Origin of the sequence: Desulfosarcina widdelii (assembly GCF_009688965.1) — a bacterium.
GTDB lineage: Bacteria > Desulfobacterota > Desulfobacteria > Desulfobacterales > Desulfosarcinaceae > Desulfosarcina > Desulfosarcina widdelii.
Window position 1 is genome coordinate 4,610,281 of the sequence record NZ_AP021875.1, and the last position, 16,434, is coordinate 4,626,714.

General features: G+C 57.3%; 14 protein-coding genes. 11 read left to right on the forward strand and 3 right to left on the reverse strand.

The genetic code is table 11. The features are described 5' to 3' along the window. The first annotated feature begins 97 nt into the window (after positions 1 to 97). The gene (locus GN111_RS21175) at positions 98 to 415 is read left to right on the forward strand and encodes a DUF2917 domain-containing protein (RefSeq protein WP_155305666.1); all 318 of its coding nucleotides are present in this window, start codon (positions 98 to 100) and stop codon (positions 413 to 415) included. A 12-nt stretch (positions 416 to 427) separates the two neighbouring features. Beyond that, the gene (locus tag GN111_RS21180; protein ID WP_155305667.1) at positions 428 to 1,306 is read left to right on the forward strand and encodes a DMT family transporter; all 879 of its coding nucleotides are present in this window, start codon (positions 428 to 430) and stop codon (positions 1,304 to 1,306) included. A 23-nt stretch (positions 1,307 to 1,329) separates the two neighbouring features. Here GN111_RS21180 and GN111_RS21185 read toward each other — a convergent pair whose 3' ends face one another. The 3 genes from GN111_RS21185 to GN111_RS21195 form a co-directional block, all read right to left on the reverse strand. Next, the gene (locus tag GN111_RS21185) at positions 1,330 to 3,822 is read right to left on the reverse strand and encodes an ATP-binding response regulator (protein WP_155305668.1); all 2,493 of its coding nucleotides are present in this window, start codon (positions 3,820 to 3,822) and stop codon (positions 1,330 to 1,332) included. A 218-nt stretch (positions 3,823 to 4,040) separates the two neighbouring features. Further along, on the reverse strand, positions 4,041 to 4,532 hold the full coding sequence (gene ssb / locus GN111_RS21190; RefSeq protein WP_155305669.1) for a single-stranded DNA-binding protein: 492 nt from the start codon (positions 4,530 to 4,532) through the stop codon (positions 4,041 to 4,043). A 243-nt stretch (positions 4,533 to 4,775) separates the two neighbouring features. Continuing rightward, positions 4,776 to 5,882, reverse strand: coding sequence for a DUF362 domain-containing protein (locus GN111_RS21195; RefSeq protein ID WP_155308094.1), 1,107 nt, complete (start codon positions 5,880 to 5,882; stop codon positions 4,776 to 4,778). A gap of 262 nt (positions 5,883 to 6,144) precedes the next feature. On the opposite strand from GN111_RS21195, the gene GN111_RS21200 reads away from it, so the two are divergent. From GN111_RS21200 to GN111_RS21240, 9 genes are all read left to right on the forward strand, one after another. Then, positions 6,145 to 7,380 (forward strand): THUMP domain-containing class I SAM-dependent RNA methyltransferase, encoded by a 1,236-nt coding sequence (locus GN111_RS21200; protein ID WP_155305670.1) that lies wholly within the window; start codon positions 6,145 to 6,147, stop codon positions 7,378 to 7,380. Positions 7,381 to 7,596: 216 nt separating this feature from the next. Next, on the forward strand, positions 7,597 to 8,577 hold the full coding sequence (locus tag GN111_RS21205) for an AAA family ATPase (protein WP_331457669.1): 981 nt from the start codon (positions 7,597 to 7,599) through the stop codon (positions 8,575 to 8,577). 243 nt (positions 8,578 to 8,820) lie between these two features. Continuing rightward, positions 8,821 to 9,084 (forward strand): GIY-YIG nuclease family protein, encoded by a 264-nt coding sequence (locus GN111_RS21210; RefSeq protein WP_269433857.1) that lies wholly within the window; start codon positions 8,821 to 8,823, stop codon positions 9,082 to 9,084. Between the two features lie 130 nt (positions 9,085 to 9,214). Further along, entirely contained in the window at positions 9,215 to 10,105 is an 891-nt protein-coding gene (locus GN111_RS21215) for a DUF58 domain-containing protein (RefSeq protein ID WP_155305672.1), read from the forward strand. Then, the gene (locus GN111_RS21220; protein WP_155305673.1) at positions 10,102 to 10,953 is read left to right on the forward strand and encodes a DUF4381 family protein; all 852 of its coding nucleotides are present in this window, start codon (positions 10,102 to 10,104) and stop codon (positions 10,951 to 10,953) included. Before GN111_RS21215 ends, GN111_RS21220 begins: the two co-directional genes overlap by 4 nt. Before the next feature lie 2 nt (positions 10,954 to 10,955). Next, positions 10,956 to 11,954, forward strand: a complete 999-nt coding sequence (locus GN111_RS21225) for a VWA domain-containing protein (protein WP_155305674.1) — start codon at positions 10,956 to 10,958, stop codon at positions 11,952 to 11,954. Continuing rightward, positions 11,951 to 13,747 (forward strand): VWA domain-containing protein, encoded by a 1,797-nt coding sequence (locus tag GN111_RS21230; protein ID WP_155305675.1) that lies wholly within the window; start codon positions 11,951 to 11,953, stop codon positions 13,745 to 13,747. The genes GN111_RS21225 and GN111_RS21230 overlap by 4 nt, the downstream gene beginning before the upstream one ends. Positions 13,748 to 13,865: 118 nt before the next feature. Beyond that, positions 13,866 to 15,668 carry a BatD family protein gene (locus GN111_RS21235; RefSeq protein WP_170302394.1) on the forward strand — a complete coding sequence of 601 codons (1,803 nt, stop codon included), beginning with the start codon at positions 13,866 to 13,868 and terminating at the stop codon, positions 15,666 to 15,668. After that, entirely contained in the window at positions 15,665 to 16,417 is a 753-nt protein-coding gene (locus GN111_RS21240) for a tetratricopeptide repeat protein (RefSeq protein WP_155305677.1), read from the forward strand. The genes GN111_RS21235 and GN111_RS21240 overlap by 4 nt, the downstream gene beginning before the upstream one ends. Positions 16,418 to 16,434 lie beyond the last annotated feature (17 nt).

Sequence of the window (16,434 nt, forward strand, 5' to 3'; positions counted from 1 at the left end):
TCGTCAACGGTGTCTTTGACCCGGCGGTCTCGGGCCGGTCGACGGTGTGGCCCGTTATCAACCGATTCTGCTGTATGGGCAGCAACAGGAGGCTGTTATGGATACTCGGCATCAGGTCGTAGAAAACGACAAACCATTTTGCAACCAATTCGTGTTTTCCAATTTGAACAAACCGGAAAAGGTGGTCCATCTGTCCGCCGGCCAGGGCTGGGGCGTAAAGGGAAAGCGGGGCCGGCAGACCCTGTATTGCCTCGAAGGGACTGTTTGGGTAACCCAGCAGGGCGACATGCGCGATTACCTGCTGAAAGAGGGCGACGTTTTTGTGGTGAGCCGGCCCGGCCTGGTCATGGCCCGTGCGATGACGCCGGCATCTTTGGGGTATGCCGAAAATTTTATGACGGATACCTGGAATTAAAGGTGATCCACCATGCCTGAAAATCGACTGGCCGTGCTGAGCCTGGTCTGCGCAGCCCTTTTCTGGAGCACCAGCGGGGTGTTGATCAAACTGGTCGCCCTTTCGCCCCTGGCTATTGCCGGCTGGCGCAGTCTGATTGCCGGCATGGTGATCCTCTTGTTGTGTCGCAGGGCTGTGCATATTTCCTGGAACCGGGACGTGTTGATCGCCGCGGCCTGCGTGGGCCTGTTCTGCATCTCTTTTGTTGTCGCCACCAAGCTCACCACAGCCGCCAATGCCATCGTTTTGCAGTATTCCTCGTCGGCCCTTGTGGCTGTCCTGGCACCCGGGATGCTCGGAGAGCCCACGCGGCGGCAGGACTGGTATTTTTTGTCCGTGGTGGTTGCCGGCATCGCTCTTTTTTTTCTCGATTCGCTTTCCCTGCGCGGCATGCTGGGCATTCTGGCCGGAGCGGCGGGGGCGCTTTTCTGGGCAGGCGCCATGATTTTTTTGCGCAAAACCCGCCACGGATCCACCGCCTGGCCCATCGCTTTGGGCAATTTCATGGCCGCAGGCTTGTGCCTGCCGTTCATGTTTCGGCAGGTGCCGACAGCCACGGACACCCTGGGCCTTGTCGGACTGGGCGTGGTTTCTTTGGGCATCGGTCATGCCCTGTTTTCCTATGGAATCAAACGGGTGCGGGCGCTCGAGTCGGTCTTGATTCCTTCCATCGAACCGCTGATCAACCCCATGTGGGTCTTTCTGGCGACCGGAGAGGCGCCCGGCACATGGGCGTTTATCGGCGGCACCCTGGTGCTGGCGGCGGTGACGGTGCGCGGGGTGGCCATGGTGGGTGCGGGTCGGATGACCATCGCACCGGCGAAACCGAGCCTGTCAGCCCAAAGCGGCTGATTGGGCCATCGTTTTTTGCGACGTTATTCGGACAAGGCCGATTTTACGGTTTCGGCCAATTTATCGATCGTATAGGGTTTGCGCACGTATTGACCGGCGCCAAGTCGTTGAAGCGCCTTTACCCGCGCACTTTCGGAAAAACCGCTGACGATGATCGCTTTCTGGTCGGGACGGATTTCAATGATGCGCCTGTAGGTCTCCAGTCCGTCAATGCCCGGGTCCATGATCATGTCCAGCACCACCAGATCGACCGGATTTCCACTCAGATATTCAAGCGCTTCTTCTCCTCCGGCCACGGTGATGGGCCGATACCCCAACCGCTCCAGGATTGCGGCGGCGATCTGCCGCTGCTCCAGAACGTCATCGACAACGAGGATCGTTTCTCCTGCCCCCTGGTGATTGGCAAGCACGAACGAGGACTCTTTTTCGTCGATTTGCTTGCGGGTTGCCGGAAAAAAAAGGTTAAAAGTCGTACCGGAACCCTTTTCGCTTTGAATGCCGATAAAGCCCTCATGGTCCTTGACCGTACTCCACACCACGGTCATCCCTAAACCGGTGCCGCTTTTCCCCATGACCTTTTTGGTGTAAAAGGGCTCGAAAATTTTCTCCTTGTCTTCCTCCGAAATGCCGTGGCCCGTGTCGGCAACCTCGAGCAATACATAATCGCCTTCTTCAACATCGTCATAGTCCTCAAGGGTCCGATCAACGTATCGGTTATGAGTCGACAGGGTGCAGGTGCCGCCGTCGGGCATGGCCTCGCAGGCGTTAATTACAAGATTCATGATGGTTTTTGAAAGATGCACTTCGGATCCCATGATGTTGAGCAGATCGGGCGCAAGACGGGTCTCGATGTGACATTTCGGATGCGTTTTTTCCAGTTCCGCAAGCTCGGCGCTGTTCAGGTAATCCGTGATGATGGCATTCATTTTCACCGGCGTGAAGCGGGAAACGCCCCTTCTGGCAAGGGTAAGCAGCTCCTGGACGATATCGGCGGCTTTTCGGCCGGACTGGTGGATGGCTTCCAGCGGCGCTTTGAGTTCGCTGTCTTCAGGAAGGTTCATCAGGATCATTTCCGGGTAGGCAACCAGACCGGACAGGACGTTGTTCAGGTCGTGGGCTACACCGCCGGCCAGCGTGCCGATGGCTTCCATTTTCAATGCCCGGTGAAGGCGCTTTTCAAGCAGGTTTTTTTCCACCTGGGCTTTTTTATAGTCTGAAATGTCGTGCACGATCATGAAAATATATTCTGTCTGGCCGAGCTTGTAAAAGTTGGCTTTGATATCCACCGGCACCAGTTCCCCCGATTGTGCTTCGAGGTGGGATTCCATCAGAACCGTTTCCTGAACCCGGAGTTCCTGCCAGAACGCCGGCCATGCCGAAGGCGCGATATTGGAATCGATCTCGAAAATGGTCATGCGCATCAATGCGTCGAGCGAATAGCCTAGTTTTTTACCGGCCGCATTGTTGGCGAACAGAATTTTGGCATCCGGTTGGACGATAAAAATCGGATCCGAGAAGTGATCGATAATAAATTGGGTCAGTTCGAGGGATGCTTCAGTTTCCTTTCTAGCCTTCATTTCCTGCATAAGGTTTTCGTTAACCTGCTTGAGGTCTGCCGTGCGCTCGGCGACCTTGTCTTCCAGCGAGTCGTAAAACCCATGCAGTTTTGAAAAAAGGACGTTGAAACTGTCGGCCACTTCGCCAATTTCATCTTTTGATGAGATGCGAATTTCAGCGATATCCCGATAGCTGTCGCTCGCTGCGGCCTCGGACATGTGCCGGCTGATTTTGGCCAGGGGGTTCGTGACACTCAGACGGATAATTTGGGTGATGACAAAGAAGAAAAACCCAACCATTAAACCGATTAGAATAAACTTGTCGATGGATTCGGACCACAAAGCCGAGGTCATACTGGACAGGGGAACCGCCACGGTGTCGGTACCGATCACTTCACCGATCGGCCGATGAAAACCGGCTTTTTCACCGTAGCGTTCAATCAGGGACCGGGGCGCATCCGCCGGATCACCATGACATTTCAGGCACGACGGTATCATCCGACGGGCGCTGAACTTGGCCAGATAGGAACGCCCCTTGATTTCGATCTGGCCGGTCCAGCGTTTTACATTCGGGTTTTCGTTGAAGTAGCGGATAACCTTCAGCTCCTCGGGGCCGGCCTGATTGACGGGGTTGCGGGGGTTGTCCGAAGAAAATTTGATAATGGTTTCCGGAAACCGTTTGCGGACATCTTCGAATATGCTGCGGGCCACGAAAGACGTGGACATGGTTTCCGGTACGAATTCGTCCTCGCCAAGCAATTCGTACATCATCGGCCGAACGATCCCGCCCACGTAGCTGCGGATGGAAAGGTCGAACTGCATGGCCATTTCGGCCTGCTGGACAACCACGTCCTCGAGCCGTTGATTGGTCATGCGGTAGGTTTCGTAAAACAGGTAGGTCGCCAGCAGGGCGGATGCAATCCCGATGGAAAGGATCAGTTTGCCGGCAAGGCTTTTCATTTCTAATGGATCCTCTGGTGGCACATAAACAACGATTGTTGATTTAAGTAGACAGATACCGACTCATCATAATAGGTATCGTTCTTTGCGGTTAAAAAATTAGCGAAAAGGTTCCTGCAAATCCTGGAAGTTATGAATATGGGTGTTTTGCAAATAGTAAGGCCCTCAATCGATACAACGATTGAGGGCCTTTTTTACATAATAATTTTTGGTGATGTCTAGAAGGGAATGTCGTCCTCCTGGCCGCCTTGATACGGCTGCTGGGGGTATCCCTGGTCCTGATAGTCTCCGCCGCCGCGTCCACCGCCACTACCACCACTGTACCCGCCACCGCCGGAAGCCGGGCGTGAGCCGCCCCCGTCTCCCCGGTTGCCGAGCATCTGCATGGTCCCCCGCATGTCGACCACCACTTCGGTCGTCCAGCGGTCCTGGCCGTCCTGGCCCTGCCACTTGCGGGTCTGCAACTTGCCTTCGATGTAGACTTGCCGCCCTTTGGACAGGTATTCGCCGCAGATTTCCGCCAGTTTGCCGAAAACGACCACCCGGTGCCATTCGGTTTTTTCGCGCCGTTCGCCGGAACCTTTGTCGGTCCACGTTTCCGAAGTGGCAACGGAGAAATTGGCGATGGGGCGTCCATCGGCCGTATACCGGATTTCGGGGTCCTGTCCCAAATTACCCACCAAGATTACTTTGTTGATTCCGCCAGCCATGCGTAACCTCTCTTTTGCTGATATTTAAAAGTTGACAGAATCGTAAAAAGTTGCAGAGGCGTCATGCCGGACTTGATCCGGCATCCAGAATATATTGAAACGACTGGATTCCGGCCTTCGCCGGAATGACGAAAAATGGACTTTGTTACTTTTTACGAGTTCACCAAATTATCTTTGCGGAGAAAACTTATTTCCCCATATCATTTCTATGAAAATATTAACAGCCTGCCGGTCGGTAAACCTTTACCGGTTTCTGAACCAGTCGATAATCTTGCCGGCCAACGGTTTCTTGGCGCGAATGGCCGCGTGGGGGCAGACCTCCAGGCAACAATAACAGCGGATGCAGGTGTCGGTGTTGAACGAGATTCCCCGATCCGTATGGGAGATAGCCTGGGCCGGGCAATACTTCCAGCATTCCCCGCACAATTTACAGGCCTTGTTGTTCGCCACCGGCTGCTGGATCACAAACCGACGCATGAAGCGGCCCAGGTATTCCGGCCCCATGGCCAGCGAACCCAGTTCCGGAAACTGGAAATCGTTCAGGATATTCAGGTCGCCGTTGATATGAACGTCGCCCTTATAAACCCCCATTTCCCGGGCGTTGCGTTGTGTTTCCAGGCTTTCGGGGTCCATCCCCGTCATTAGGCAGGCCACGTGGTCCACGGCGTGGGCGTCTTTGCCGGCCAGCATCACCCCCAAATGGCGGGGGGTACCGCTTTTGCCCGGACCCTGCCCTTCCATGGCCAGAATGCCGTCTACGATGGTGTAGGCCGGCCTCAGCGCTTCGTAAATGTTTACGATCAGGCGGCCGAACATGTGCCGGTCCACACCCGTCCGCAAATGCCATTCGGGTTTTTGGATGCCCACGATACAGCCGAAGAGGTTTTTGACGCCCAGGGTCAGCATCATCATGGCATGGGTTTTGAGCTTGGCCAGATTGATGACCACATCGGCGTCCATGGCATCTCTGGCCACATCGATGCTGCCGAAAGGGTCCCCCACATCAACAGCGACGGTCTCTTCGAACGGTTTGGCCACCACATCCAGACCCTTCAGGGCCTCCTCGTAGCCCCCTTTTTTCATCACCTTGGCAAAGCTTCCCGTGGCCGGACTGTCCGAGATCTGGACCCTGGCCCCCCCTTCCAGGCAATATTCGGCTGCGGCCCGGAGGATGAGCGGATGCGTGGTCAATGCTTTTTCGGGTTCTGCCGGAGATAGAAAGTTGGGCTTGATCAGTACCCGGGTGCCGGCGTCGATGACCGGTGCTTCGGCGGAAGCCAGCATTTCGAAGACAAGGGGCCGAATGACCGCGTCATCGTATTCCGCTTTTCGGATGAAAACCGTGGACATGACCAAAAGGTGCTTTCCGGAGTAAGGCGATTGAACAAGGTTCGTTGAACTGATAGGGTTTGTTCAAGTTGGAACTTAGTATCGATGATGTTGTTTATCAACCCAAAGTTGACGGACACGTAAAAAAGCCGATATCGGCGTCACGCTTCATCCTTCGTCACTGCGGCGTACCTTTAAGTACGCCTCATTCCTCAGGATTCGCAAGCCTGATCTCGGCCTTTTTACGTGTCCGTCGGAAAAGCTTTTTACGAGTTCATCACCATTGAACGATTCAAAAAAAGAAACCGGCGTCAGTGACGCCTTCGCCAAGCGGGTTCGCAGACACGTCAGCGGCAGGGTGAGGGATTATTACGCCATCGTTTCCCCGGGATTCGAAGCCTGCGCCCGTCAGGAGTTGATTATCCTGGGGATCGATGAAAGTGACATCCGGGTATCCACCGGCGGCGTGACATTTCGCGGGCGGTTCGTCGATTGTCAGCGGGCCAATCTGCATCTGCGGACTGCCACGCGCATCCTCATGCGCATCGACACCTTTACCGCGACCAATCCAAGACAGCTTGAAAAGCATTGCGCGTCGATTCCCTGGGAGTTGTATCTGGTCGAGGGCACACGTCCAGAGATCAAGGTGCATTCCCAGCGTTCGCGGTTGTATCATTCCGATGTTGTCGCCCGGGCCGTAAAGGAGGCCATCGCCGGGCACTGGGAAGGTTCGTCCGCCCCAAGTGTATCAGCGGATTTTCCGCAAACGGTCTTTGTGCGTCTTTTAGACGACCGGGTGACGCTTTCGCTGGACAGCAGCGGTGCGCCTCTTTACAAGCGCGGCCTGAAACAGGGCGTGGCCCGGGCACCTCTCCGGGAATCGCTGGCGGCCGCCATGCTGATATGTTCGGGATACGACAGCAGCCGTCCTTTAGTGGACCCCTTGTGCGGCTCCGGCACCCTGTCCATAGAGGCGGCCATGATGGCCAAGGGCATGGCACCGGGAAGTCTGCGAAATTTTGCCTTCATGGGCTGGCCGGCATTTCGCGGGCGACAATGGTCCTTTTTGAAGCGGGAAGCCGAAGCCGACGCAAAGGCGTTCAACCGGCCGCCGATCCATGCATCGGATCTGGATGCCGCCGCCTGCGGGAAGCTGTCAGGAATCATATCGGATAATGGGCTGTCCGATGCCGTGAAGGTAACCGTTAAAGATTTCTTCGATTGCGAGGCCGGCCAGTACGAAGGTGGTCCCGGGCTGGTGGCGATCAATCCGCCCTACGGCATCCGTATCGGCTCCTCCCATCAGGCCGCCGACCTGTTTCAGCGCATCTGTCGGCACCTTAACGCGGCATTTACAGGATGGGACGTGGCCCTGATTTCCCCCGAGAAAAGTCTTCTACAGACCGTGCCCTTTGCCTTCCGGCAGGTGCCGATGCGGCACGGTGGATTGCGGTTGAAGCTGCTGTTGGGGACTGTGGGATCGGCATCCACCACAAGGCAAGGGCGAGGGAAAGCCTGAAGAATGATTTACCATTTATGGAGGCTTCCCAAGGAGCGTTCAATCTGACGCCCGGGAGCGCCTTGACAACCCTTGGATGCTTATTTATTTTCCCGTTGCACCGAATCCCGGCGCGCCTCTGCCGGAATTTCAAACGATGAAACCGAGCCTGCATGAACCCGGAAAAACGGGTCTGCATACGACTTTGCAGTAGGCAATCGATAAAAGGAGAGCATCGTGTCTTTGGAAGAACTGAACGTGCAGATCGAAGAGAAGCATCTGGTGGTCAATCGCATCCGGGAGGAGATTGCCAAGGTCCTGGTGGGGCAGCGCGAACTCATCGACGGACTGCTCATGGGCCTGTTCACCCGGGGACATATTCTCATCGAGGGGGTGCCGGGTCTGGCCAAGACCAGCGCGGTCAAGGCCCTGGCCGATACGGTGCGCGCCAACTTCAAACGCATCCAGTTCACTCCCGACCTGTTGCCGGCGGACCTGGTGGGCACCGAAATTTACCGCCCAAAAACCGGCGATTTCAGCATTAAAAAAGGCCCGTTGTTCAACAACATCATCCTGGCTGACGAAATCAACCGGGCCCCTTCCAAGGTACAATCGGCCCTGCTGGAAGCCATGCAGGAACGCCAGGTGACCATCGGAGAAACCACGTTTCCCCTGGCCGACCCATTTTTGGTCATGGCCACCCAGAACCCCATCGAACAGGAGGGCACCTACCCCCTGCCCGAAGCCCAGGTGGATCGTTTCATGCTCAAGATTCTCATCGACTATCCGGAGAAAAACGAAGAGAAAGAGATCATGAAGCGCGTGGGTTTCGATGCACCGGAGGCCGTGCAGCCGGTTCTCGATCCCTCGGAAATCAACGCCATCGGCAAGCTGATCAACAGCATCTACATGGACGAGAAATTAAAGGATTACATCGTAGACCTGGTTTTTGCCACCCGCGATCCGGCCGGCTACAACATTGACGTGGCCGACTACATCCAGTTCGGGGCCTCTCCCCGGGCCACGATTTTTTTGAGCCTGACCGCCAGGGCCTACGCTTTTCTGCAAGGCCGGGCTTACGTGACGCCCCAGGATGTCAAGACCATTGCCCCGGCCGTGCTACGGCACCGCATCCTGTTGACCTACGAGGCCGAAGCCGAGGATATCGACACGGATCAGATCATTGGCAGGATTTTCGATTCGGTGGAAGTGCCATAATTGTCGCGGATGCTCAGGCTCGTCATCCCGGCGAAGACCGGAATCCATTCGTTTCAAATAATTCTGGATGCCCCCGGACCTGGGTCCGGGGCAGGCTTGTCAAGCCCGGCATGACGAACCAGGAGCTTCATTCAAAGCAATGATGATGGTTATATAGAGTTAGAGAATACCAAGATAGCGTCATTCCGGCGAAAGCCGGAATCCAGGACAACACAGATAAGCATGTAGCCTGCTGTTTACATTCTGGCAAGTAAACGAAATGGAACCCTTTACATTGGTGTGACATCTGATCTCGCCAAACGGGTATGGGAACACAAAAACGATGTTGTGGGTGGCTTTACCAAACGCTACAAGGTCCACCAATTGGTTTGGTATGAGATTCACGCTACCATGGAATCAGCCATTAGAAGAGAAAAGCAGCTTAAAAATTGGAAACGGAACTGGAAGCTGGACTTGATTGAAAAAAATAATCCAACGTGGAAAGATTTTTATAACGAGATTGTTTGACATTGCCTATGAGTTGCCACGTCGAGGTCATTCCGGCAAAGGCCGGAATCCAGCTGTTTCAAATATTTCTGGATGCCGGGTCAAGCCCGGCATGACGAGACCGCAGCCTTTTACAGAGTCTCTATAACGCATGCTTTCTCCCGAAATCATAAAAAAAATCAAGAAAGTCCACATCAAAACCGGCCGCATGGTCAACACCGTCATGGCCGGCCAGTACCGGTCGATTTTCCGCGGGGAAGGCATCGAGTTCGAAGAGGTCCGGGAGTACAGCCCCGGCGATGACGTCAAAAGCATCGACTGGAAAGTGTCGGCCCGCATGGGCAAATCTTTCATCAAGCGCTACCGGGAGGAGCGCGAGCAGGTGGTGATGCTCCTGGTGGACATGAGCGCCTCGGGCCACTTTGGCACTTCGGAGAGCATCAAGCGCGAGACCGCAGCCGAAATCGCCGCCATCCTGGCCTTCAACGCCATCCGCAACAACGACAAAGCCGGAGCCATTCTTTTTACCGACCAGGTGGAGCGCTATATCCCCCCCAAAAAGGGTTCGGCCCACGTGTGGCGGCTGATCCGCGAAATTTTTACCTTCCAGCCCGAGCACACCGGCACCGATATCGAAGCTGCGGTGGACTTTCTGGCCCGGGTTTGCCGCAAACGGACCGTGGCCTTTCTCGTTTCCGATTTTCTCACTGAGCGTTTTGACCGCCGGGCCACCCTGCGCATCCGTTCGGCGGCCCGCAGACACGAACTGATCAGCGTGCTGGTCAGCGATCCCGGCGAATTCCGACTGCCAGAGGGCGGCATTGTTGCCCTGAAAGACCTGGAAACCGGCGTCCTGCGCTACCTAGATGCCGGGAACCGCGCCACCCGTGATCGATTTCAATCCGACCGTCAGGCGGTTCACGACCGCATCCTGCAGACCCACAAAGCCATGGATATGGACTGCATCGAAATGCCCACCGACGGTGATTCGGCCGACGCATTGGTGCGCTATTTCAGGTATAGGGAGAGGCGGCGGCGATGAAGCGGATACCAATAGACTTTAAGATGATGCTTTTGGGCGGCGTTATCGGTCGTCGCGGTATGATTTATACAGCTTCCTCCCTCTGGCCTTGCCAAAAACATCATCTTAAAGCCTATGAGAAAGCGTTAGGCATCCTGAGTGGTGTAGTCTTGTTTTTGATGATCGGATTTGGCATTCCAGTTCTGGCTGCGGAACTCCCGCCGTCAGTCCTCCCCAATGCCACACCAGCACCGGGCCAGGCTGCTACCAACACACCGGCAACATCCGACGCGCCGGCACCCATGACCGACATCCACGATATCCGGCCGCCGGTGTCGGTGGGTTTCGACATGCCGCCCTGGCTGGTGCCCGTGCTGCTGGCCCTGGCCGGGGTGGTGCTGCTGGCGGCCCTGTTTTTCTGGTGGCGCCGTCACCGTAAAAAACGTGTTATCGAAACCATCGTTCCCGAACTGCCGCCGGAAATGGTCGCCATGCAGGCCCTGGACGGGATCGGCGATGTTCGCGGACAGGACGGCAAGGCCTTTTACTTTCGTCTCTCGGCCATCCTGCGCCGGTACATCTTCGGCCGTTTTTCCGTAGGCGCACCGGAAATGACCACCGAGGAGTTCCTGCCTTGCATCGACCGGCTGTCCATCGATCGGGAGCTGGCCCGCCAATTGAAGCAGCTTTGCCGGGCCATGGATCCGGTCAAATTCGCCGGGGTGGCCACCGTGGAAAAGCAGATGGAAGCCGACCTTTTCTTTGCGCGGGCCTTCGTACGTCAGACAGCGCCGGAAGCCACACCGGAAACCCCGCCCGAAACCAACGCCCAGCCACCGGCGTTGCCGCCGGCAGAGGGAAAGGGGTAGCCATGCTGCGCTTCGCCTCACCTTGGTTCTTTCTGCTGCTCCTGCTGGTACCCCTGATCGTCTGGTACCGGCGCCGTCGGCATCGTCCGCCGACAATGGCCAGCAGCGCCCTTTTCCCGGCGGCAGCGGTGCCGGCTTCGGCGGCTCTGCGGCTGCGCCCCATGGTGCCAGCTCTCAAGTACCTTGTTCTGGTTTTGATGATCGTTGCCCTGGCCCGGCCCCAGTGGGGCACGGAGCGCACCGAGGTGCAGACCGAAGGGATCAACATCGTGCTGGCACTGGACCTTTCCGAAAGCATGGCGGCCCTCGATTTCAAGAAAGAGGGCCGGGTGGTCAACCGCCTGGAGGCGGTCAAGGGAGTGGTTGAGAATTTCGTGGCCGGCCGTACGGGGGACCGCATCGGCATGGTGGTTTTCGGCACCCATGCCTATACCCAGCTGCCGCTGACCCGAGATTACAACACCATTGTCAGCATGCTGGAGCGGCTGAAAATCGGGGCGGCCGGCAAGCAGACAGCCATCGGAGACGCCATCGGGATCAGCATCAAACGGCTGGCCGACATCGAGAGCAAATCCAACGTCATTATCCTGCTCACCGACGGCCAGAGCAATGCCGGTGAGTTGTCCCCGGAAACCGCCGGGCAGATCGCCAAGGAGAAGAGCGTCAAGATTTACACCATCGGTGTGGGCAGCCGGGGGAAGGCGCCGTTTCTGGTCAACGACCCGATCTTCGGCCAGCGCTACGTCTACCAGCGGGTCAGCATCGACGAAGAGACATTGAAGGCCATCGCCGAACAGACCGGCGGGCTTTACTTCCGGGCCGAGAACCTGGAGGGGCTGCAGGAGATTTACGATACCATCGACAAGTTGGAGAAAACCGAGGTCAAGGTGGACATCTTTGCCGATTACAGCGAGATCTACCCCTGGCTGCTGGTTCCGGCGGTGATTCTTTTGCTTGTTTACGTGGTGTTGAGAAATACGAGGTTTCTGGTCGTGCCATGAGCTTCTTTCGGGTTGAAATGCTATTCTTTATCTGGGTCGCACCACTGCTGGTGCTGGCCATCGCCTTCGGCATGCGACGGCGGCGCGAGATATTGCGCCGCTTTTCGTCGGAGCATGGCCTGGCGGCCATCGCTCCCCGGGTAGCCGATGGGCGGCGCTGGATCAAGGGTTTGCTGCTGGCCGCGGCCGTTCTTTTTGCCGCCGTGGCCCTGGCCGGACCCAAATACGGATTCCGCTGGCAGGAGATCCGCCAGCACGGCGTGGACATCATCATCGCTCTGGACTGCTCCCGCTCCATGACCGCCGCAGACATCTCGCCCTCCCGGCTGGAGCGGGCCAAGCGGGAGGTGTTCGACCTGTTGACCATGCTCCAGGGTGACCGGGTGGGGCTGGTGGCCTTTGCCGGCACCGCCTTTTTGCAGTGTCCCTTGACCTTGGACTACGACGCCTTCAATCTTTTTCTCAACGCTCTTTCCCCGGACTATCTGCCCGTAGGCGGCACCGATATCACCGGAGCCCTGACTACCGCCGCCGATGCCTTCGATCCCAAAAGCGCCGCCGATAAGGCGATCATTCTGATCACCGACGGCGAGAACACCGGCGAGGGCGACCCGGTCAAGGCAGCCGAAAGCTTGAAGGAAAAGGAGATCAAGCTCTTCTGCATCGGTGTGGGCGGCAGTGACGGCGTGCCCATTCCTGAGGCCGAAGGCGGATTCAAAAAAGACAAAAGCGGGCAGATCGTGCTTTCGCGGTTAGACGAGACGACCCTGAAGAAAATCGCCGTGGTCACCGGCGGCACCTACGTGCGCTCCGTGGCCGGGGACATGGACCTGGATGCCATCTACACCGATGAAATCCGCCGCACCATGGATGCCCAGACGCTTACTTCCAGCCGCAAGCAGGTCTGGGAGGACCGTTTTCAATGGCCCCTGGCCCTGGCCCTGGTCTGCCTGTTGGCCGAAATGCTGCTGCCAGTCGTTCGAAAAGGGCTGGTGTCGGTATTGCTGGCGGTGCTGCTGGTGCTGCCGGCAGCCACATCACAGGCCAGCGACACCAGCCAGGGCATCGAGGCTTACCAGGCCGGCGATTACGAAAAGGCGCTCAAGCATTTTGTGGATGCCCAACTGCAAACGCCGGACAAGGCCGAGTCCCTTTACAACGTAGCCAATGGCTACTATAAAACCGGCAACTTCGACGCAGCGGTCGACCATTACAAAAAGGTGCTGGAAACCGAAGACAAGGTCCTCAAGCAAAAGGCCGAGTACAACCTGGGCAATGCCGAGTTCCGGCGCGGCGATGCCAAGGCCGCCATCGAGCACTACAAAGCGGCCTTGGCCCTGGATCCGGACGATAAGATGAGCAAGGAGAACCTGGAATTCGTCCAAAAGATGCTTGAGCAGCAGCAGAATTCGGACGACCCGCAAAAGGACCAGAAAGACCGGCAACAGGATCAAAAGCAGAACCAGGATCAGCAAGGTCAGTCCAAACCGGACAACAAAGCTGACGACGGAAACTCCGAGAACCAACGGCCGCAAAATCGCGATCCATCCGCAGAAACCCAGACCGCCCCTGATTCCGGGGATAAACAGGACCAGCAGCCGCCGGCGCCGCAACCGGAGCCATCCGATCCGTCTGATGACAAGCAGGCCTCCCAGGCCTCTGCAACACCCGGCCAGGATCAGCAGGAAGGCGATCCGGGCCAGGCCGAGAGAATGCTCAACCGTTTGCAGGACCGGCCGGGCCGGGCTTTGATGCCGGCCGCGGGTGGACAACGCGTAGACAAAGACTGGTAATGATGGCAGCTTAGAGTATTATGGATGTGGGTGTTCGATGAATTCGTTAAAAGTAAAAAACACCAAATTGACGTCATTCCGGCGAAGGCCGGAATCCAGGCATTCCAATGTGTTCTGGATGCCACCGGATCGGGGTCCGGTGCAGGCTTATCAAGCCCGGCATGACGAGAAAGGCACTTTTTACGAATCCATCATATTCAGAACGCTTACCACCGCCATACTCATCTTACTATCTACTGCCATCGGCGCCCAGGCGGCCACTGTGCGGGCCGTGGTGGACCGCAACCAGGTTATGGTCGGGGAATCGCTCAGCCTCCAGGTGACCATCGAGGGCGGAGACGGTGATGTCGATCTTTCCAGCCTGACCGACTTCAAGACCGTCTCACGGGGCTCCACCAGCAGTTTCCAGATGGTCAACGGCCGAACCTCCCGCCAGATGATCTACAATTACGTTTTAATTCCGCTTAAGGCCGGCGAACTGAACGTCCCGGCCATTCCCGTGACCATCGACGGCAAGATCCATTACACGACCCCCATCCGTGTCCGGGTCTCCGAGGAGCCGCCGGTGGACAGCGGCCGGCGCGATGTGTACGTGTCTGCCGCCGTATCGGAGACCTCCCCCTGGGTTGGCCAGCAAATCGTTTATACTTTCCAGCTCTTCAACGCCGTCCAGGTGGCGGAAGCCAAGTTCCAGGCACCGGAATTCGACGATTTTCAGGCCGAGGAACTCGAAGACCGAAAATCCTACCGCACCGTGGTCAACGGCCGTGAGTTCATCGTTACCGAGGTGCGGTTTATCCTGATTCCGGTCAAGACCGGAACCTTGACCATCGATCCGGCGGTGCTCCAGGTGGGCCTGGTCCAGCACCGTCGCCGACCGCGCCCCTTTTCCGGCATGGATGCCTTTTTCGGTCGCACGGAGATGACCACCCGGGTGCTGCAGACCGATCCCGTTACGGTGACGGTACGCGATCTACCGCCCAAACCGCCGGGCACCGTGTTTTCCGGATTGGTGGGGAAATTTGAGATCAGCGCTGTTCTGGACAAGATTGACCTTCAGGTGGGCGATTCCACCACTCTGGCCGTTACCGTCAGCGGCAGCGGAAATATCATGGATGCTGCTCCGCCGACCATTGCCGCACCGTCGGATTTCAAGAGTTACACCGACAACCCCGAGGAATCCATCCGCAAAGAGGCCGCCGGGTATGTGGGCAGCAAGACTTTCCGCACAGCCCTGGTTCCGGTAAAGGCGGGAGACTACCATCTCGACCCGGTTACGCTGACCTATTTCGATGTCAATCAGGGCGACTACCGGACACTTTCCGCCACTACCGAAACGATTTATGTCCGCCCCTCGAAAACCGCTGCCACGGACATCGACGTGTTCCGAGCCGCACCGGATCGGATGCCTTCATTGAAAAAGCGGGTGGAGTTCACCGGCCGGGACATCCTGCCGCTCAAGACGGAACTGGAGGCCCTGCAGACCGGTCGACGGATGCCTCTGTCGTGGTTCAGCCTGCTGCTGGCGCTGCCGATCCTGGTTTTTGCCGCCACCCGAGTCGTGCTGCGTATGACCCGGAAGGATGAAACCCCGGGCCGGATCATGGCGGGTCGTGCCCGGCAGGCCCTCAAAGAGGCTTGCGCCCCAGCGACAACCGACAATGATTTTCTCACCAGTCTGTATCGTGCCCTGGTGTCGGCCATCCTGGGTCGCATCGGCGTCATGGGCACCTCGCTCACCTGGTCCGAAGCCCGTAGCCGCCTGCTCGAAATCGGCTGGGATGCCGAATCAGCCGATGCCGCCGCCCGTCTTCTGGAAGAGATCGAGTCCTTCAACTATTCGGGCGGCATTCTTGATGCGGATAAGCGGGCCGACCTGCTGGATCGCACCCGGCAGACGATACGGAGGCTGGCATCATGAAGCGATGGCTAACCACCGCAATCGGCCTGTTGGTTTTGCTTTCCCTTGCCACCGGCGTCCCGGCGAGCGAAAGGGCCCGGACCTTCATGGCGGGCATCGATGCCTACGGTCAGGGGGACTGGCCGGCAGCCATCGAGGCTTTCGAGCACCTGGCCGAAGAGGGCATCGACAGCGGGCCGCTTTGTTACAACCTGGGAAATGCCTACCTGAAAAATGGCGATCTGGGCCACGCCCTGCTCTGGTACGAACGCGCCCTGAAACGCACTCCCGATGATCCGGACCTGCGTTTCAACTACGATTATGCCCTGACCCTGACCAAAGACGAGCAGGGCGAGCAGACCTCGCCTTTGCTGCGAATCCTTTTTTTCTGGAAATACCAGCTCAACCCGGAGACCATCCGCTGGATCGCGTTGGCACTCAATGGGGTGTTGTGGTTATCCCTTGCGGTGCTGGTCATCCGTAAAAAACATCTGCTGCGGCCCAGCATCCTCCTGATTGCGGCCGCCACCCTCCTTTTTTCCGCCACGGCTGTCTTCAATTACTTCGAAGCCGCCCGTATCCGCCACGCCGTCATCCTCCCCGCCCAGGTTTCCGTCCGTTCCGGTTTTACCGACAGCGCCACCCAGCTTTTCGTTCTGCACGCCGGCACCAAGGTGCGGGTGGAAAGGCAGTCCGAGGATTATCTTCTGATTCAATATACGGAGGACAAGATTGGGTGGGTGAAACGATCGGATGCGGGAATTATTTGATATTGCTGGTTTTTTAG